The sequence below is a fragment of the Variovorax sp. IB41 genome (genome assembly GCF_016405905.1).
GTDB lineage: Bacteria > Pseudomonadota > Gammaproteobacteria > Burkholderiales > Burkholderiaceae_C > Variovorax.
Window position 1 is genome coordinate 84,265 of the sequence record NZ_JAEFCB010000001.1, and the last position, 18,434, is coordinate 102,698.

The 18,434-nt window shown below is 67.7% G+C and carries 19 protein-coding genes; 10 read left to right on the plus strand and 9 right to left on the minus strand.

The window, feature by feature from the left end; translation table 11 throughout:
- Positions 1–10 precede the first annotated feature (10 nt).
- Positions 11–1,615, plus strand: coding sequence for an MFS transporter (locus tag JC881_RS00385; RefSeq protein WP_198783741.1), 1,605 nt, complete (start codon positions 11–13; stop codon positions 1,613–1,615).
- A gap of 178 nt (positions 1,616–1,793) precedes the next feature.
- On the plus strand, positions 1,794–3,227 hold the full coding sequence (locus tag JC881_RS00390; protein WP_198783742.1) for a PAN domain-containing protein: 1,434 nt from the start codon (positions 1,794–1,796) through the stop codon (positions 3,225–3,227).
- A 156-nt stretch (positions 3,228–3,383) separates the two neighbouring features.
- Here the strand turns inward: JC881_RS00390 and JC881_RS00395 are convergent, their stop codons facing one another.
- Positions 3,384–3,896 (minus strand): HD domain-containing protein, encoded by a 513-nt coding sequence (locus JC881_RS00395; protein ID WP_198783743.1) that lies wholly within the window; start codon positions 3,894–3,896, stop codon positions 3,384–3,386.
- 184 nt (positions 3,897–4,080) lie between these two features.
- On the opposite strand from JC881_RS00395, the gene JC881_RS00400 reads away from it, so the two are divergent.
- The 6 genes from JC881_RS00400 to JC881_RS00425 all read left to right on the plus strand — a co-directional run bounded on the left by JC881_RS00400 (position 4,081) and on the right by JC881_RS00425 (position 10,618).
- A complete protein-coding gene (locus JC881_RS00400) occupies positions 4,081–5,115 on the plus strand; it encodes a TRAP transporter substrate-binding protein (protein WP_198783744.1) in 1,035 nt (344 codons plus the stop codon).
- A gap of 6 nt (positions 5,116–5,121) precedes the next feature.
- Positions 5,122–7,011: a TRAP transporter large permease gene (locus JC881_RS00405; RefSeq protein ID WP_443083322.1), complete on the plus strand. Its 1,890-nt coding sequence runs from the start codon at positions 5,122–5,124 to the stop codon at positions 7,009–7,011.
- A 25-nt stretch (positions 7,012–7,036) separates the two neighbouring features.
- Positions 7,037–8,077 carry a LacI family DNA-binding transcriptional regulator gene (locus tag JC881_RS00410; RefSeq protein WP_198783745.1) on the plus strand — a complete coding sequence of 347 codons (1,041 nt, stop codon included), beginning with the start codon at positions 7,037–7,039 and terminating at the stop codon, positions 8,075–8,077.
- 26 nt (positions 8,078–8,103) lie between these two features.
- The gene (locus JC881_RS00415; RefSeq protein ID WP_198783746.1) at positions 8,104–9,096 is read left to right on the plus strand and encodes an NAD(P)-dependent oxidoreductase; all 993 of its coding nucleotides are present in this window, start codon (positions 8,104–8,106) and stop codon (positions 9,094–9,096) included.
- Positions 9,097–9,133: 37 nt separating this feature from the next.
- Positions 9,134–9,955, plus strand: a complete 822-nt coding sequence (locus JC881_RS00420; RefSeq protein ID WP_198783747.1) for an amidohydrolase family protein — start codon at positions 9,134–9,136, stop codon at positions 9,953–9,955.
- Positions 9,956–10,138: 183 nt separating this feature from the next.
- Positions 10,139–10,618 (plus strand): VOC family protein, encoded by a 480-nt coding sequence (locus JC881_RS00425; RefSeq protein ID WP_198783748.1) that lies wholly within the window; start codon positions 10,139–10,141, stop codon positions 10,616–10,618.
- A 29-nt stretch (positions 10,619–10,647) separates the two neighbouring features.
- Here the strand turns inward: JC881_RS00425 and JC881_RS00430 are convergent, their stop codons facing one another.
- From JC881_RS00430 to JC881_RS00465, 8 genes are all read right to left on the minus strand, one after another.
- Complete coding sequence (locus JC881_RS00430; protein ID WP_198783749.1) at positions 10,648–12,108, minus strand: MATE family efflux transporter; 1,461 nt, start codon at positions 12,106–12,108, stop codon at positions 10,648–10,650.
- Positions 12,105–12,680: a DUF2239 family protein gene (locus tag JC881_RS00435; protein WP_198783750.1), complete on the minus strand. Its 576-nt coding sequence runs from the start codon at positions 12,678–12,680 to the stop codon at positions 12,105–12,107. Before JC881_RS00435 ends, JC881_RS00430 begins: the two co-directional genes overlap by 4 nt.
- A gap of 90 nt (positions 12,681–12,770) precedes the next feature.
- On the minus strand, positions 12,771–13,220 hold the full coding sequence (locus tag JC881_RS00440) for an AsnC family transcriptional regulator (protein WP_198783751.1): 450 nt from the start codon (positions 13,218–13,220) through the stop codon (positions 12,771–12,773).
- Positions 13,217–13,579, minus strand: a complete 363-nt coding sequence (locus JC881_RS00445; protein WP_198783752.1) for a GIY-YIG nuclease family protein — start codon at positions 13,577–13,579, stop codon at positions 13,217–13,219. Before JC881_RS00445 ends, JC881_RS00440 begins: the two co-directional genes overlap by 4 nt.
- Positions 13,580–13,639: 60 nt before the next feature.
- A complete protein-coding gene (locus tag JC881_RS00450) occupies positions 13,640–14,182 on the minus strand; it encodes a hypothetical protein (protein WP_233101467.1) in 543 nt (180 codons plus the stop codon).
- Between the two features lie 42 nt (positions 14,183–14,224).
- Positions 14,225–14,545 (minus strand): hypothetical protein, encoded by a 321-nt coding sequence (locus JC881_RS00455; RefSeq protein ID WP_198783754.1) that lies wholly within the window; start codon positions 14,543–14,545, stop codon positions 14,225–14,227.
- 16 nt (positions 14,546–14,561) lie between these two features.
- A complete protein-coding gene (locus JC881_RS00460; RefSeq protein WP_198783755.1) occupies positions 14,562–15,512 on the minus strand; it encodes a hypothetical protein in 951 nt (316 codons plus the stop codon).
- Between the two features lie 76 nt (positions 15,513–15,588).
- Positions 15,589–16,278: a hypothetical protein gene (locus tag JC881_RS00465; protein ID WP_198783756.1), complete on the minus strand. Its 690-nt coding sequence runs from the start codon at positions 16,276–16,278 to the stop codon at positions 15,589–15,591.
- A gap of 384 nt (positions 16,279–16,662) precedes the next feature.
- On the opposite strand from JC881_RS00465, the gene JC881_RS00470 reads away from it, so the two are divergent.
- Together JC881_RS00470 and JC881_RS00475 are read left to right on the plus strand one after the other, a co-directional pair.
- Entirely contained in the window at positions 16,663–17,457 is a 795-nt protein-coding gene (locus JC881_RS00470) for a response regulator transcription factor (RefSeq protein ID WP_198783757.1), read from the plus strand.
- 36 nt (positions 17,458–17,493) lie between these two features.
- A complete protein-coding gene (locus JC881_RS00475; protein WP_198783758.1) occupies positions 17,494–18,390 on the plus strand; it encodes a sensor histidine kinase in 897 nt (298 codons plus the stop codon).
- The last annotated feature ends 44 nt before the right edge of the window (positions 18,391–18,434 follow it).

An 18,434-nucleotide genomic window follows, 5' to 3' on the forward strand; every position in this document is an offset into this window, starting at 1 on the left:
AGGCCCACCCATGGCACAGATCGGCAAGGCGCCCTGCGACGACACGCTGATCCTGCACGGCGCCGGGGCGCAGGAAAGCGCCTGCCCCGAGGCCTCCAAGCCGTGGGTGCTGGCCGCGGCCATCGTCGGCTCGAGCATGGCCTTCATCGATGGCACGGTGGTCAACGTCGCGCTGCCGGCCATCCAGTCCGATCTCAAGGCCACGGCCTTCCAGGCGCAGTGGGTGGTCGAATCGTATGCCTTGCTGCTGGCGGCGCTGCTGCTGGTGGGCGGGGCGCTCGGCGATCACTACGGCCGCCGCCGCATCTTCGCCATCGGCGTGGGCCTCTTCGCGCTGTCCTCGGTGGCCTGCGGGCTGGCGGCCGATGTGCACCAGCTCATCGCCGCGCGCGCCGTGCAGGGCATCGGCGGGGCGCTGCTGGTGCCCGGGAGCCTCGCGCTCATCAGCGCGGCGTTTCCCGAGAAGGAGCGCGGCAAGGCCATCGGCACCTGGTCGGGCTTCAGCGGCATCACGGCGGCCGTGGGGCCGGTGCTCGGCGGCTTCCTGGTCGATCACATCTCCTGGACCTGGGCCTTCTACATCAACGTGCCGATGGCGCTGCTGGTGCTGTGGATCACGTGGCGCCACGTGCCCGAGAGCCACGGCGCATCGGCCAGCGGCGGGCTCGACGTGTGGGGTGCGCTGCTTGCCACCGCCGGGCTGGGCGGCGTGGTCTATGCCTTCATCGAGGCGCCCACGCAGGGCTGGAACTCGCCGTACGTGCTCGCGGCGCTGGCCGTCGGCGTCGTGGGCAGCGCGGCCTTCATCGCGGTGGAGCGCAAGGCGCGCACACCGATGCTGCCGCTGGGCCTGCTGCGCATCGGCAACTTCAGCGGCGCGAACCTGCTGACTTTGCTGCTCTATGCGGCGCTCGGCGGCGGGCTGTATTTCTTTCCGCTCAACATGATCCAGGTGCAGGGCTACTCGGCCACCGCGGCGGGCGCGGCGCTGCTGCCGTTCATCTTCATCATGTTCGCGCTCTCGGGCTGGGCCGGGCAACTGGTCGACCGCTTCGGGCCGCGCCTGCCGCTGGTCATCGGGCCGGCCATCGCGGCGGCGGGGTTCGTGCTGTTCGCGGTGCCGGGCGTCGGCGCGAGTTACTGGAGCGGCTTTCTGCCCGCGGTCGTGGTGCTGGGCCTGGGGATGGCGGTGACGGTCGCGCCGCTCACCACCACCGTCATGAACGCGGTCGGCCCCGACCTCGCGGGCGTGGCCTCCGGCGTGAACAACGCGGTGTCGCGCGCGGCGGCGGTGCTGGCGATCGCGGTGTTCGGCGCGGTCATGGCGTGGGCCTTCGATGCCGCGCTGGCCGATGGCTTGCGCGAGATGGGCGCCTCGGCCGAGGTGGCGAAATTTCTCGAAGGCGAGCGCAGCAAGCTGGCCGGTGCGGTGATGCCGCCGGGCATCGATGCGGCCACCGCGGCGTCCGTCAAGCGCGCCGTCGCCGAGTCGTTCGTGGCGGGCTTTCGCTGGGTGATGCTGCTGAGCGCAGGCCTGGCGGTACTCAGTGCGTTGAGCGCGTGGCTGATGATTGGCCGAGGACCCGCCGCACCACCGGCCGACGAAAAACGATAGGCCAAGCACAAGCCGATGACAGCCCGACGTATAGGCCTGCTCAATACGACACAGAAGATTTTTGAATTGGATCGATAGCAGCCGCCAGTGATTTACTCCGCCCGGAGTTGCAAAAAGCCACGCGAAAAAGCGGGCAACACGGGATTCATCCAACGTTCACGCGATGAGGAGACATCACATGAAGCCATCGATCCGCGCCGGCCTGGCGTGCCTGTTCACTGCGCTCGCCGGCCATGCGGCCGCAGCGCCGCTCGACGCGTTCACGCGCTCGCCGAATGCGGCGATCTCGGGCTACAACGTCGAGAACATTGCACAGTCCACACCCGAGATGTGCGCCACGGCCTGCCTCGCGGCGCCGCGTTCGACCTGGTGCGTGTCGTTCGATTTCAACAAGACCAACCAGAGCTGCGACCTGAGCGACAAACGCGCCGACGACATTGGCGGCCTGAAGACCGATTACCCCGGCAACCCCTACGACCACTACAGCCTGAAGCCCGATCCACTGAAGGCGTTCACGCGCACGCCCGATGCGGCCATCAGCGGCCACAACACCGAGACCCTGCAGGCCGTGACGCCCGCGGACTGCGCCACCGCCTGCACCGACGCGAGCCGCACCGCATGGTGCAAGTCCTTCGACTATCACAAGACCCCGCAGCGCTGCGACCTGAGCGACAAGCGCGCCGGCGACGTCGGCGGTTTGAAGACCGACTACGCCGGCAACCCCTACGACCACTACGCGCTGATCGCAGGCGAGGGCGTTCCCAACCCGGTGCCGGGCAACAAGCACGTGCTGCTCATCGGCATCGACGGCCTGCGCGGCGACGCGGTCCAGTGCCAGGGCTGCGTGCAGACGCCCGCCATGTCGGCGCTGATCGCGGGCGGCGCCTTCCACGGCAACGTGCTCGCAGGCGGCACCCAGCAGGCCACCGTCAGCGGCCCCGGCTGGTCGTCGGTGTTCACCGGCTTCTGGGCCGACAAGCACGGCGTGACCTCGAACGACACTGGCCTCGTGCTGAAGAAGACGCACGTGTTCGACCTCATCAAGCAGGCCTGGCCCACGGCCACGACGGCGGTGGTGGGCGACTGGTTCAACATCACCCACAACCTGCGCCCCGCGAAGGCCGACTTCGTCGTGGCCAACGCGGCCAAGAACTCGCAGCAGGCCACCGATGCCGTCAAGGGCTGGCTCGGCTGGAAGAACCCGCCGACGGCCATCTTCTATTACCTGCACAACGTGGACATCCACGCGCCGAGCTACGACCCGCTGAACGCCAACTACCGCAGCAAGATCGCCGGTGAAGACCAGCAGATCGCCCAGGTGCTCGCGGCGCTGACCGCACGGCCGAACTACGCGAACGAGGAGTGGCTGATCGTCGTGACCTCCGACCACGGCGGCACCGGCAGCAGCCATGGCGGACAGACCGCCGCGGAGCGCGACACCTTGCTCATCCTCAACAACAACTACGCGAACCCGCTCAAGCCCAGCTATTGCCAGGGCAACCTGAGCGCGACCACGATGCTGCAGGTGGACGGCGCGACGCCGCACATCCTCGATTTCATGGGCCTGCCCAACGCCACCGAAGGGCACAAGCACCCGAGCTGCGGACAGTAGTCAGAGCACTGGTCGATCGCCCAATAGCCAGCAGCGCGTCCAAGTGCGCAGGGCATCGGGTGCTCCCGCAGCGAAATCAAGGAGGAGGGCGAAGCCCGGGGGACATTCGCAGAGGGGAGCACCCGGTGGCCTGCGCACGCCGCCCCGAACAGGGCCTCACGAAGCCCGCCACTCCAGCAAGAGCTCATCGAGCTCGCCCCACAGCGGATCACATTGCCCCTTGCGAAACGCAGCAGCCCGAAACGTCGGGTGCTCGCCGCGATAGGTGTCCCACAGCTGCCGATGCCCATCGGCCACGCAAGCCCGCACATTCGCCAGCCGGTCCGCCGCCTTGACCACGAGCGCGAGCTCTTCATCGCCCGACACCTGCGCCATCGCCGCATAGGTCTTGGCCTTGCGCTCCTTGCGGTTGGCGCCGGGCGCATCGGTCAACAGCGACACGCACCGGGCCACCAGGTCGCCGAACCGCGCTTGCACATCCGACACCGTGGCATCGGTGTCCTCCACCACGTCGTGCAGGTAGCCGACGACCTGCGCCTTCTCGCCGTAGGGCTGGAGCAGGGCGACCACCGCGTCCAGATGGTGAACGTAGGGGTGCGGGCCGTATTTCTGGTCGCCATGCATCGCGATGGCGTAAGTGCGCGCGGCTTCGGGTGTCGATGGGGTCATGGGGGCATCCGTGAGCTGGTTTTCCATTCTGCCTTTGCGGCCTGCCGATTTACCTCGTTTACGGAGGAAAACACCTATCGGAATCGCATTGCCGCCATTCTTGTGTATCGATACAGTAAATCGTTCCACCAAACGCGCCAGACCGAGCAACCGAATGGGCAATCGACCCACAGGAGACAACACCATGACCCCGATTTCACGCCGCCAGTTCGTCCAGTCTTCCTCGGCGCTGTCGCTCGCGATGGCCACCGCAGGCCTTCCGCACACTGCGTCCGCGCAGGAAAAAACCGTGGTGCTGCGGCTGTCGTCGTCCCACGTGGCCGACCTCAATTCGTCGCACTTCGCCTGGTCGCAATTGATGCAGGCCAATCTCAAGAAGGCGGTGGGCGAGCAGATCCGCATCGACTACTTTCCGAACAACCAGCTGGGCAAGGAAAGCGACGTGGTGCAGCAGGTGAAGGTGGGCTCCATCGACATGATGCTCACCGGCTCCTCGATCTGGGCCACGGTGACGCCGCAGCTGGGCATGCTCGACCTGGGCTACGTGTTCGACAGCTACGAGCACGCCGCGCGCGCGCTCGACAGCGGCGTGGGCGGCAAGCTCAACGACATGCTGGTGAAGAGCACCGGCTGCCAGGTCATCACCTGGGGCGCGCACTACGGCGCGCGCAACGTGTACACCAAGCAGCCGGTGAAATCGCTCGCCGACGTGAAGAACGTCAAGCTGCGCGTGCTGCCGACGCCCGCCTTCATCGAGACCTTCAAGATCATGGGCGCCATCCCCACGCCCATCTCCTTCGGCGAGCTCTACATGGCCGCGCAGACCGGCGTGGTCGACGGCTTCGAGCACGACGCGGCCACGGTGCTCGCGAGCAAGCTCAACGAGGTCGTCAAGTACTGCTGGATGACCGAGCACCTGTTCAGCCCCATGGTGTGCGTGGCCGGCAAGCGCGCGATGGACAAGATCCCCGCCACGCTGCGCCCCGCGTTCCTGAAGGCCGCGGCCGACTCCACGCTGCAGCAGCGCGAGATCGGCACGCAGAAGGGCCTGCAGGCCATCGAGGAACTCAAGAAGCTGGGCATCGTCTTCACGCCGATGGCCAAGAGCGAGCGCGACTTCGTGCGCAAGGAAATGGAAACGCGCCTCTGGTCGGGCTTTGCCAAGCAGTACCCGGAGACGGGGCCGCTGTTCGCCGCCATCACGGCCGCGCGTGCCTGAGCGGCCATGTCGAGCCTCTCGATTTCGCCGGTGGCCATGGAGCCCGCGCTCGGCTTCGACGTCACCCGCGCCTCCGGCCGGTGGCTCGCCTGGCTGATGCGCATGACCGAATACGTGGCCGGCGTGGTGCTGGCCATCGACGTCATCGTGGTCTTCATCTCGGTGGTGTTCCGCTACTTCCTGCACGACCCCTTCGACTGGGCCGAGGAGGTGGCGCGCGCGCTCATGATCATCCAGGTGTTCTTCGGCGCGGCCACCGTGCTCGCGCGCAGCCAGCACGTGGGCGTGGACCTGTTCCGCGGCCTCCTGCCGGCGCGCTGGCAGCCGGCGCTGATCCAGTTCGGCAGCTGGATCATCGTGGGCGTCTCGGCGAGCCTCTTCGCCTCGTCGTGCGAGCTCCTGCTCGACTCGTACAACATGACCACGCCGATCGGCATGCCGCAGTGGATCTACGTGTACCCGGTGACCATCGGCAGTCTGTTCATGACGCTTTTCGGCCTGGCCAATGCCATCAACGGGCCCGCGCGCATGGTGTGGTCCACGCTGGGCGTGGGTGTCGCGCTCACGGCCGCGGTCGTCGCATGGAACACGCTCGTGCCGAACCACGGGATTCCTCCGTGGGCGCTGCTCACCGCGGGCTTTCTGGGCGGCATGGCGCTGGGCATGCCGATCGCGTTCGTGCTCGCGCTTTCGTCGCTGGTGTTCTTCATGGCCGATCCGTCGCTGCCGATGCTGGTGTATTCGCAGCAGGTGATGGCGGGCACCGACCACTACGTGCTGCTGGCGATTCCGTTCTTCGTGCTCGCGGGATTGCTGATGGAGGCCAACGGCATGTCGTCGCGGCTCATCGAACTCTTGCTGCGCATGTTCGGGCGGCTGCGCGGCGGGCTCGGGCTCATCACCATCACGGCGACGGCGTTTTTCTCGGGCGTCTCGGGCTCCAAGCTCGCGGACATCGCGGCGGTGGGCGGCATCATCATGCCGGCCGTGCGCAAGACCAAGCAGGACCCGAACGAGACGGCGGGCCTCCTGGCCTGTACCGCGGTGATGGCCGAGACGATCCCGCCCTGCATCAACATGATCATCATGGGCTTCGTCGCCAACATCTCGATCGCCGGGCTCTTCATGGCGGGGCTGGTGCCCGCGGTGGTGCTGGCGCTGTCGCTCGCAGCGGTCACGATCTACGTGGGCACCAAGATCAACCCTGACGAAGCCTTCGACGTGCGCACGCCGACGTTCCGGCTGCTGGGTGGCGCGTTCGTGGCGCTCCTCATGGTCGCGATGATCGGCAAGGGCGTGACCTCGGGCATCGCGACATCGACCGAGGTGTCGTCGTTCGCGGTGATCTACGCGCTGGTGGTCGGATGGCTCGCCTTCAGGGAGCTCACGGTGAAGTCGGTGGCACGCCTGTTCGTGCGGTCGGCGTCGATGGCCGGGGGCATTCTCTTCATCGTGGCGGCGGCGTCGAGCCTGTCGTTCGCGCTCACGATCCAGCAGATTCCGCAGTACCTGTCGGAGTTCATGATCGGCTTTGCGCATTCGTACGGCAGCACGATGTTCGTGATGCTGTCGGTGCTCATCATGATCGTGTTCGGCGCCATCCTGGAGGGCGCGCCCGCGCTCATCATCTTCGGGCCTCTGCTGACGCCGATCGCTTCGCAGCTGGGCGTGAATCCGCTGCACTTCGGCACGGTGATGGTCATCGCCATGGGCTTCGGCCTCTTCGCGCCGCCCGTGGGCCTGGGGCTTTTCGCGACCTGCGCGATCACCGGCACGCAGGTCAAGGACGTGGCCCGGCCGATGATGAAATACCTGGCCGTGTTGTTCGTTACGCTCGTGGTGCTGGTGCTCGTGCCGGCGTTCTCCACGTGGCTGCCGACGCGCATGGGCTTGTGACGACGATGAAAACAGGAAGGATTCCGTGAGCAGAATCACCGATGTGGCCCAGAGGGCCGGGGTGTCGACCAGCACCGTCTCGAACGTGTTGAACGGCCGCAGCGACCGCATGGCCGCCGAGACGCTGGCGCGCGTGGAGGCGGCGATCCGCGAACTGAAGTACCGGCCCAACACCTCGGCGCGGCAGTTGAAGACGGGGCACACGCCGCTCCTGGGCCTGCTGGTGCCGTCGATGGCCAATCCGATGTACGGCTTCATCGCGCGCGAGGTCGAGACGCTGGCGCAGGAGCGCTACGGCTTTCGCATCATGATCGGCAACACCTACCGCGATGCCGAGAAGGAAAAGCACTTCTTCGAAGACCTGATGGCGCACGGCGTGCGCGGCGTGATCATCATCTCGTCGCTGGTGGACGAGCAGCACGTGGAGGCCGCGGCCGAGCGCGGGCTGGTGGTGGTGAGCTACGACCGGCGCGCGACACCTGGCATGCCTTCGGTCATCGACCACGTGACCGTTGACAGCTTCGAGTCGTCGCGCATCGCGACCGCGCACCTTATCGAACAGGGGCACCGGCGCCTGGCCTTCGTCACGCCCTCGGGCCGCACCATGAGCCGGAACGAGAAGATCAACGGCTTTCTCGCCGCGGCGAAAAGCGCCGGCCTCGAGGCGAGCGCGCAGGTCGTCGAGGGCCTGCCGGTGGACGAGTACGGCGATTCGATGATGAGCGAGCTGGGCCGCATGCAGGCCGGCCTGCTCGCCAAGTTGCCCGACCACCCCACGGGTGTGATCGGCGTGAACGACCTGCTGGCCTTCGGCCTCATGGCGGGGTTTCGCGATGCCGGGCTCTCGGTGCCGCGGGACGTGTCGGTCATCGGCATCGACAACGTGTTTCTCTCCACGCTCATGTACCCCGCGATGACCTCGGTGCGCGTGCCGGTGCCCGAGATGGCGCAGGTGATGGTCGAGCGGGTGATGAGCCGGCTGGCCGACGCGTCGCTGCCGACGCAGGAGTTCGTCTTTGCGCCCACGCTGGTGGCGCGCGATTCGGTGGCGCCGCCGCGCGCCTAGTCTTCTTTCCGGAAATTTCCTTCTTCATGACCACGGTTTTCGTCAGCCATCCGCAGGGCAAGCTCGCCCACTATTTCGGCGACCGCGCCAGCGCCGCGCTGCAGGCCATCGCGCAGGTGCGCTTCAACCCGACGGACAACGACCTGTCGTCCGCCGAACTCGCCGAGCTCGCGAAGGGCTGCGACGCGATCGTCTCGTACCGGCAGACGGTGGGCGACGAGGCGCTGTTCGCGGCGCTGCCCGACCTGAAGGCGTTCGTGCGCTGCGCCATCGACATCCGCAACATCGACGTGGCGTCGGCCAGCCGCCACGGCGTGCTGGTGACACAGGCGAGCGCCGGGTTCATCGCGTCGGTGTCGGAGTGGATCGTGGGCGCGATGATCGACCTGGGGCGGCATATCAGCGCCTCGACGGCGCTGTACCACGCGGGGCGGCCGGTCGTGCCGGCGATGGGGCGCGAGCTGCGCGGCAGCACGCTGGGCGTGATCGGTTATGGGCAGATCAGCCGGTACCTGTGCGACGTGGCGCTGGCGCTGGGGATGCGCATCGTCGTGCACGATCCGCATGCTTCGACAGGGCGCGCCGAACTCGAGCAGGTCGCGCTCGATGCGCTGCTCGCGCGGTCCGATTTCGTGGTGTGCCTCGCGCCCGCCAACGAGGCGACGGAAAACATGATGAACGCCGCCGCCTTCGCCGCGATGCAGCCGCATGCCTTCTTCATCAATGCCGCGCGCGGCAACCTCGTGGACGAAGACGCGCTCCTGGCCGCGCTGGACGCCGGCACCATCGCCGGCTGCGCGCTCGACGTGGGCCGCGCGCCCGACCAGATGCCATCGCCGCGCGTGGCCGCGCATCCGCGCGTGATCGCCACGCCGCACATCGGCGGACTCACGCCAGCCGCCGTGGAGCACCAGGCGATGGAGACGGTCGCGCAGCTGGGCGAGATCTTCCAGGGGCGGGCACCGAAGGGCGCCGTCAACGCGGCCGAGGCCTGGCGCTGGCAGAAGGCCTTCGGCTGACCGTTTCCCTCATCACAAGCAAACAAAGAGACGCCCCATGGAACCCACCCGCAACACGCGCTACCCCGGCGCCTGCGACTGCCACGTCCACATCTACGAAGACCGATTTCCGCTGATCCCGAACGTGGCCTGGGTGCCGCCGCATTCGCCGGTCTCGGCCTACCGGGCCGAGGTGCAGGCGCCGCTGGGCGTCGACCGCGCGATCGTCGTGCAGCCGACCGGCTACGGCTTCGACAACAGCTGCACGCTCGATGCGCTCGCGCAGTTCGGCGATGCGGCGCGCGGCATCGCGCTGGTCGCGCCCGAGGTGAGCGATGAAGAGATCGCGCGCCTGCATGCGGGCGGCATGCGCGGGGTGCGCTACATGATGATCGGCGGCGTGCTGAGCTGGGCATCGCTGGAGCCGATGGCCGCGCGGTTGGCGAATGCCGAATGGATGGTCAACCTGCAACTGGACGGCCGCACGATCCCCGAGCACGAAGAGGTGCTCAAGCGCCTGCCGTGCCGGCTGGTGCTCGACCACAACGGCAAGTTCCTGGAGCCGGTCGCGCCGTCGCATCCGTCGTTCCAGTCGCTCCTGCGCGTGCTCGATTCGGGCCGTGTGTGGATCAAGCTCTCCGCGCCCTACGAGACCTCGAAGGTGGGCGCGCCCGGCTACGACGACGTGAGCCTGCTCGCGCGCACGCTGGCCGAGAAGTTTCCCGAGCGCTGCCTCTGGGCGAGCAACTGGCCGCACCCGGGACGCGACCCGCGGCCGGACGCGGTCCCGCTCTACGACCTGCTGTTTTCGTGGGCCGCGAGCGACGACACGCGGCGCCGCATCCTCGTGGACAACCCGGGCGCGCTGTACGGGTTCTAGTCGCGCGGCTCACGCAGGGGAGGGTAGCCAGCAAGGGTTTCGCGACGGCAGGCGGAACGCCTACCTACGAAAGCTCGGCTTGACACGGTCCTTTGGGGCTTGAATACTGAACTCCCTGGTTCATCGAGGGCTCACCGAAAACCCATCGAGGACCGTGACTCAAACCCTCAAGGAGAACGCTTCATGCAACGGATCATTCCGTGCCTCTGGTTCGACGGCAACGGCGAAGAGGTGCTCGATTTCTACACCGGCATCTTCCCCAACTCCCGCGTGACCGACCGGCTGAATTGGCCCGCCAACGGCCCGGGCCCCAAGGACGGCAGCCTGCTGACCGCGACCTTCGAGCTCGACGGCCAGGCGTTCATGGTGCTCAACGGCGGTCCCGACTACAAGTTCACCCCGGCGCTCTCGCTCTACGTGCCGTGCGAGACGCAGGCCGAGGTCGATCACTACTGGGACAAGCTGCTCGAAGGCGGCGGCAAGCCCGTGAAGTGCGGCTGGCTCACCGACCGCTACGGCGTCTCGTGGCAGGTGGCGCCCACCGCCATGATCCGCATGTTCCAGGACAAGGACCCCGAGAAGGCCGGCCGCGCGATGCGGGCCATGATGGAGATGACCAAGCTCGACCTGGCCACCGTGCAGAAGGCCTACGAGGGCCGCTGACCCTCGAAGACCCTCGCCGAGGCGCCGGCTCACACCAGCTTGTGGATGGCTTTCTTGCGCCACACGAGCTGGTAGTACGCGGTCTGCAGCAGCAGCATCGCGCCGAAGGTCACGGGGTAGGCGATCCAGATCCCGTCGAGCCCGATGCGGTGGCTCATGACCCACGCCACCGGCACCTCGACGCCCAGGATGCAGACGATCGAGATCAACGTGGGCACCAGCACCGAGCCGCTCGCGCGCATGACCCCCGACGTGGCCGCGGCCATGCCGAAGATCACCAGGCTCCACAGCATGATGTGCAAGAGCGTCTGCGCGATCTCGATCACCGGCGGGCTGGTGATGAAGAAGCCCATGAGCGGCCGCGAGAAGAGATAACCCAGCAGCACGAGGCTGCCGGTCAGCACGAGGTTCATCAGGAGCGCGGTCCTGGTGATCGCGCCGAGCCGATCGGCGCGGCCCGCGCCGATCGCCTGCGCGCCGAGGATCGACGCGGCAATGGCGATCGAGATGGCCGGGAACTGCACGTACGCCACCACCTGGTTCACCGCGCCATAAGCCGCTGTCGCGTTGGAGCCGTAGCTGTTGACCATCGACAGCAGCACCACTTCGGCCAGCGCCACCACGATCATCTGCACGCCCGTGGGCACGCCGATGCGCAGCACGGCTTTGAGCAGTTGCGGCTGGATGCGCAGGTACCGGAAGAACTCGGCATCGGGCGCGAGCGGGCTCTTTTTCTGGCGCAGCCGAAACCCGAGCCACGTGGTCGCCACCACGAACGACAGCACCGAGGCCCACGCGCCGCTGGCCACGCCCATCTGCGGCAAACCGCCCCAGCCGCGGATGAGCGCTGGCGTGACCACCAGGCCGATCAGCGTGGAGATCACCAGCGTGAGCAGCGGCGTGACGGTGTCGCCCACGCCGCGCAGCATCGCGGTCGCGAGCAGGAACACGAACACGCCCGGCATCGCGATCAGCATGATGCGGGCATAGCGCGTGGAGTCGGCCAGCACGTCGGGTGGCGTGCCCAGCGCGGCCAGCATCGGCGTGGTGAAGGCGCCGCCGAACACCGCGATCACCAGGCCCATCAGCACGCCGACGGTGAGCGTGGTGCCCGCGACCGCCTTGGCCTTGGCCGCGTCGCGCGCGCCCCAGGCCTGGCCGATGAGCACCGAGGCGCCCGCGCCCAGGCCGATGATGAAGGCGATGAAGAAGAACATCACCGGAAAGAAGCTCGATACCGCCGCCAGCGCGCCCACGCCGAGTATCTGCCCCACGTAGACGTTGTTCAGCGTGCCCGAGAGCGATTGCAGGATGTTGCTGAGCAACATCGGCGCGAGGAAGAAGAGAAACACCTTCCACAGCGGCCGCGCCGCGCCGACGGGCGCCACGGGCACCCCCTTCAGGCCGCTCGGGCCGGCGGCGGGAGACGTGGGATTCGCAGAGGCCGAGGGAGTCGTGGGATTCGTGGAAGTCGCGGGGGTAGCGCTCATGCAGGGGTGCTCCAGCCAGCGGCTGACAGTTCTTGAAGGTGGGTGCGCAGGTCCGCGGGCCAGGCGTCGATGAGGCCCTCGAAGCGGTTGCGCTCGCCGGCGAACAGCGCGCGCGTGGCTTCCTCGAAACCGGGCAGGGCGCCGGCGATCGCGGTCATGAAACGGTAGGTGGATTCGCGCGAGGCGCGCACGGCGTCGCGGTCGGCGTTCACGCGGCTGGCTTCCTGCACCAGGCGCCGCAGCGCCACCGAGGCGCCGCCGGGCTGGCGGTTGAGCCAGTCCCAGTGGCGCGGCAAGAGCGTGACCTCGCGCGCGACCACGCCCAGCTTGGGGCGGCCCACGCCGCGCGGTGCGTCGTCATGGGCTTCGGCGCTGGCCGCGTGCGGCACGACGCCGGCCTGGTTGTGCACGTCGAAGTCGAGCGACTCGCCGGTCTGCGCGTCGAAGATGAGGTAGGGCGTGTCGTCCTTGCGTTCGCGCAGTTGCGCGAGCACGTCGGCGGTGCTGCCCTGCGCGATGCGCTTGAAGCCGGCGAAAACAATGAGGTGGATGGGTTGCGTGTCGGATGGCATGTCGAATGGCTTGTTCTTTCTTCCGGTCCGTTCGAGGCGAGGTGCGTCACAAGGTGCGCAACGAGGTGCGTAATCTACCCGCTGAACGGCTCAGGCGTTCGGTGTGTTATCGAGGCACAGCGCAAGGAGCGCGGCATGAATCTGCGGCAGGCTTTCGGGGGCCAGCGGTTTCATTGCATCGGCGCAGATCGCCTCGGCGGTCGTGACCGCAGCTTGCATCAATTTGCGGCCGCCCGGGCGGATGGCTGCAAGGCGGTGGTCGTGGTGGTTGTCTTCGTTGGCACCGGCCGTGCGTTCGGCCAGTCCTGTTTTCTCGAGCAGGACCATTTTGCGAAGCAGCGCCGACATCGGCAACCCCAAGGTGCGCGAAAGCTGGCTCATCGGCATGCGGCCGCCTTCGGCGCGCAGCAGCAGATGGAGCAGCGTGAAGTCTTCGTAGTCCAGCCCGTGGAACGCGCCCAGGTTGTCGCGGAGCTTCAGGTTCAGGCAGGCGTGGGCGCGGCCGATCGTGAGGCAAAAATCCAGTGCATCGGCGCTCATGGCGTGTTGTAGCCCTTGTCGCCGGTGCACTGGAGTTCTTCCCGCCAGAGTTCGAGCAGCTTCTCGAGCTCGGCGGCGCGGTCGAAGGCCGGGTCGTCGCGCTCCTTCACGCGGTCGATCACCTCGAAGCTGAAATGCGCGGCGCCATGCGCCACCCAGTCGCGCACCAGCGCCTTGTTGCGGTGCGAGCGCAGGCCGAGCTCGAAGCGGGCCCGGTTCATCGCGCCCTCCACGTCGAGGCTGCCGGACACATAGACGCGGCCGTTCAGCAGGTTGCGGATGACGAAGACGCCCGCGGGGAGCACCGTTTCCTTGTATTTCCTGACGAGGGCGCGCCGCGTCTCTTGAGGCATGTTCATGCCGTCGATATTACCCGGGTGAAATAGAAAAGGCAATAAGACCCGGGTAAAACTGGCAAATCAGCCTTCCCGCAACCGCCGCCATCCGCGATGGATGCCGCGGTTGAACACCCGCACCACGCGCCACGGCCGGCTCTGGCGAACGAGGTCCAGCACCCGGTCCTTCCAGGCCTTCCAGCGCGGATACCAGCGGGCGAACCAGGGAATGCGCATCAGCGGGCCTTCGACCAGCTGGAAGATCCGCGCCACGACCGCCGTGCCGGCCAGCTTGGCCAGCACCAGCACCGTCACACCGCTGGCGGCGTGGCCGTGGCTGAAGAGAAAGAGCGCCAGCACCTTGACCGGCAAGAGCAGCACCACCGGCACGAAGAACGCCAGCAGCGCGCCCCACGGCGGCAGGCGGCGCAGCCGCTCTTCCAGGCGCGCCCAGAAGGGCAGGCGCGACAGCCGCCCCACGAGCGCCGCCAGCGGCTCCCAGCCCCACTCCTCGAAGAGCAGGAAGGGAACGATGAGCACCGTGGCGACTGCACGGAACACGGTGCGCAGGACGCGCAGGACGCGCGCAACACCCGAGGGGGAGGTCATGCGCGAAGGGTACGGCATCGCGCGGCCGGGTGGTCCGGCCGCGTTTGCCGCCGGGCGCCGTTACTTGCGGACCGGCCGGAAGAACAGGTACTCGCCGCGGCCCAGCTCCGGCGTGACTTCGTAGCCCGCGCACAGCTCGTTGGCGCACGGGATCTCGACGACGCGCGGCCAGATGGTCGCGGAGGTCGGATAGCCGGGCATGTACTGCGGCACGTGCCACACGCCCAGGTCGCCGACCGGCTCGGCGGTGTCCTTGCCGATGCCGTTCTGCTGGCCGCTGCCGAAGGTCATCCGTTCGACGCGCAGGTTGGGAACGGCCGGGCCCGCGGAGGCCGTCGCCACGCAACAAGCCGCGATCCAGAGGAATACGGTCCTGGTCATCATGGGCTCCGGGCGGTCATTGCGAAACGGCGATCGCCGAGAGCTCGCCGATGGGCTCGCCGGCCATCACGCTGCGCAGCTCGACCGGCATCGTCACCACCGCGACTGCATGCTGCTCTTCCTGCAGCATGGGCTGCACCGGCGCGGCCGCCTGCGGCGCGGGTGCCGATTCGGCGACGGGCGCCTGGGGCAACGGCAGCGGGGCGGGTACGGGCGTGGACGTGGACGAAGACGTGGGCGGCGGCATCGACGCCACCGGCGGCGCAATGACCACCGCCTGCGGCGGCTGCATCGGCTGCACCGACACGGCGATGGGCTGCGCAGGCGGCATGGTTTGCACGGGCTGCGTGGCCTGCACGGGTTGCATGGCCGCGATCGGGCGCCCCGTCACCTGTGCCGCGGCGTTGGCCGGCGACGCATACGGGCCGAACGCACTCACGCGCTCCTCGGCGGTCATGGACTGCGGGCACTTCGTGCCGGTCATCTCCATCGCGGCCATCGCGGCCGCATCCATGCAGTCCATCGCGAGCGAGGCGGCCTTCATGCCCTTGTTCCAGAGCTCGCGGCTCATCTTCAGGCGCTTGCAGTGCTCGTCCGTCCAGGTGGTGCCGAAGCTGATGCCGACGCCGGGGCCGTTCGCGCTGGCGCTCGTGCTGCCCATGCAGGTGTCGTTGCTGGTGGTCAGGTTGGGCCCGCTCACCGACGGCACGTTCTTGATCGTGTAGCTGCCCTGGTAGTCCAGGGTGCTGGTCGTGGCGCCGGTGTTGTTGATGTTCTGGTTGCTGCTCAACGTCGAGCGGGTGGTGGTGTCCGCCGGCGTATTGGTGTTGAAGTTCACGGCCTGGGTGTTGCCCTGCGCCGATGTGGTGGCCGAACTCGATGACTGGTTGTTGGCCCCGCCCGCCGTGGTCTGCGCGAAGGCGCCGGCGGACAAGCCCATCAAGGTCAGGACAATCAGTTTTTTCATGTTCTCACTCCTTTGAAAGCCGGGGAGGGGGCATGCCCCTCCCCATTTCTGGTCCAACAACCGTGATGTGGCCCGTTCAGGGAGCCGATGCGGTTGCGCCAGCGCCCGCGAGGCCGCCGGTGCCGCCACCGTTGCTGAAGCCGCCCGCGTTGCCGAAGGCGAAGTTGCTCACGCCGAAGGAGCCGCCGGTCGAGCCCGCCGTGGCCGACGTGGTGGTGCCGTTGACGAAGCCGTTGATGGCGCCCGACGAGGCGTTGTAGCCGGACGTCGTGCCCGAGGTGCGCGTCACCACGGCCAGGCCGCCGCCAGGGCCGGCTGCGGTGGCAGCCGTGTTGTTGGTGGTGGAAGCCGCACCGCCGGTTGCGCTGCCGTTCACCTGGTTGGGGCCGCCCGCGCTGTAGTTGGCGGTGCCGGCCGAGGTCGAATTGGCCGAGGCGTTGGCACCGCCCAGGGCCACGCCGTTGCCGGTCGTTGCGGCCACGCTGGTCACGCGTCCCTGGGTGGTTGCGGAGCCGCTGGCGGTGGCGCCGCCAACGCGCAGGCCCGGAATGCTGACCGCGCCGCCGGCTGCATTGGCGGTGGCCGACGAACTGGAATTGGCCGCGTTGTAGCTCAGTGCACTGCCCGTGCCCGAGCTGGCTGCCACCGACCCGGCCGAGCTGGAAGAGCCCGTGGTCGTGCTGGTCACGGCCAGGGCCGTGGTGCTGGTCGCCGAGGCCACGCCTGCAAGCAGGACCACGGCTGCCGTGATGAGAGTCTTCTTCATGATGATGCTTCCTCGAATGGTGTTGAAACGAACCCGATCGCCGGCGAATCCGGCCTATCAGCCAACGGTCAGCGAGCGCGGATTGAATGTTTCCGATGCGACCGGGATGCAGTTTCTGCGTGGGTGAGGAAACCCAAAATGCCCAGTGGTGGGTAGTGCAAGGCTATGACGAAAGCAATGGAAGCGGCCGTTTCGGGCACCCGGCCAAAGGCCCTGTTCCGCGTGATGACGCTTGCAATTTCTACTTCTTTAGTTCACATTCATCCCTGACTGCAACAAGAAGAAACCAAAGTAATCAAAAAAGCTCAAAAACAAAATTTGAGTAGAAATGAATTAACTTTTGCTCACGAACTAGCGGATAGTTTTTGTCACCAGGGGATAGAAATGGAAAACGAACTTGACATTTCATTGACGGACATGGGCGGCGGTGCTAGGAAATTTTCCAATCCTGGCCAGTTCGGCGGGCTGCTCGCACCCTCCGCCGACACGCTCCCCTGGCCCGACTATCTGACCGGCCAACAGACCAAGCCGGTGCGCGTCGTCCTGGTGGACGACGACCCCTTCGTGAGACGCGTCATCGCGCAGGAATTGCTGGGCGACCTGCGCATCCAGCTCGAAGGCCAGGCCGGGAGCCTGCGCGAAGGGCGGCGCCTCCTGATGCAGCATGAATTCGACGTGCTCATGGTCGACATCCGCCTCGGAGACGGCAGCGGTTTCGAGCTGATCGAGGAGGCCAAGAAGCACCGCAGCGCGGCCGAGATCATCGTCATCTCGGCCATCGAGGACGAGCCCCAGGTGCTGCATGCCTTCGAGCTCGGCGCCTCGGGTTTCCTGGTGAAGAACGCGTGGTTCCAGAGCTATGCGCAGGCCGTGCTGCAGGTGGTCAACGGGGGCGCGGCCATCACCCCGCGGCTGGCCCGGCGCCTGCTCGTGCACCTGGACCACCAGCGCAGCAACCCGAGCCCGGTCCGCCCGCCCGAGACCAAGGCGGCGCTCTCCGCACGGGAGCGCGAAGTGTTGCGACTTGTAGCCACAGGGTATGTGACCGAAGAGATCGCGTTGCAGCTCACCATCAGCGCGCAGACCGTCAATGCGCACGTGAAGAACATCTACCGCAAGCTCCATGCGCACACCCGCGCGCAGGCCGTGAGCTTCGCCTCGCACCGCGGCCTGCTCTGACGCCGATGCAACGACCTGTGACCGGCGCGTTCGCCCATGCTGTCCTCGGTGTTTCAACTGCCCCACCACCTGCAAGACCAGGGGGTGTGGCTTTCCATCGCCGCCTCGTACGGCGACGTTCCGCCGGCGTTCTGGGCGCTGCAGGGGCTGTGCATCGCGGCGGCGGGCATGGCCGGGGGCATCGGCTACCTGCTGCGCCAATGGTTCGTTCGCGACCGGCATGCGCATGCGGTTCAGGGCGGGCAGGGCGTTCAGGGCATTCAGACGGGTCAGGCCGCGCAAGCGGTGCAGGCCGAGCGGCGCCGCATCGCGAGCGACCTGCACGACGGCGTCGGCTCCCGGCTGGTGGCGCTGCTCGCGAGCAATGACCCGCGCTCGGCCGCGCCGAGCGAACTCTCGATCGCGCTGCAGGCCTGTCTGCTCGAGCTGCAGATGACCGTCGATTCCCTCGACGACCAGGCCTCGGCCACCATCGCCGAGCGGCTGGCGCACCTGCGCTACCGGCTGCAGCCCGCTTTCGACCGGCTGGGCATCGGCCTTGCCTGGAACGTGCGCGACGTGCCGCTCGCGCACGCCATGCCCGCCGAATCGGCGCTGCAGATCTGCCGGATCGCCCAGGAAGCCTTGTCCAACGTGCTGCGCCATTCGCACGCCGGCAGCGTCGAGGTCCGCTTCGGCCCGCTCGGGCGCTCGCGCGGGCTGCTGCTCGAAGTGCGCGACGACGGCCGCGGCCTCGGCGCACCGGCGCGCATGCCGATCGAGAGACTGGGCAAGGGCCTGCGCAGCATGCGCGCGCGGGCCGATGCGCTGCATGGCGACCTGGCCGTCATGGACGCCGTGCCGCACGGGCTGTGCGTGCGCCTCGTGCTCGGCCACGAGGCGCTGGCGCCGGCTCTGCGCGATCCGTTGCCCGCGGCCGCCAGCAGCCTGTAACAGGCCCGCGGCGCCGGCGGCCGGAACCCGCCCGCGCCTATGGC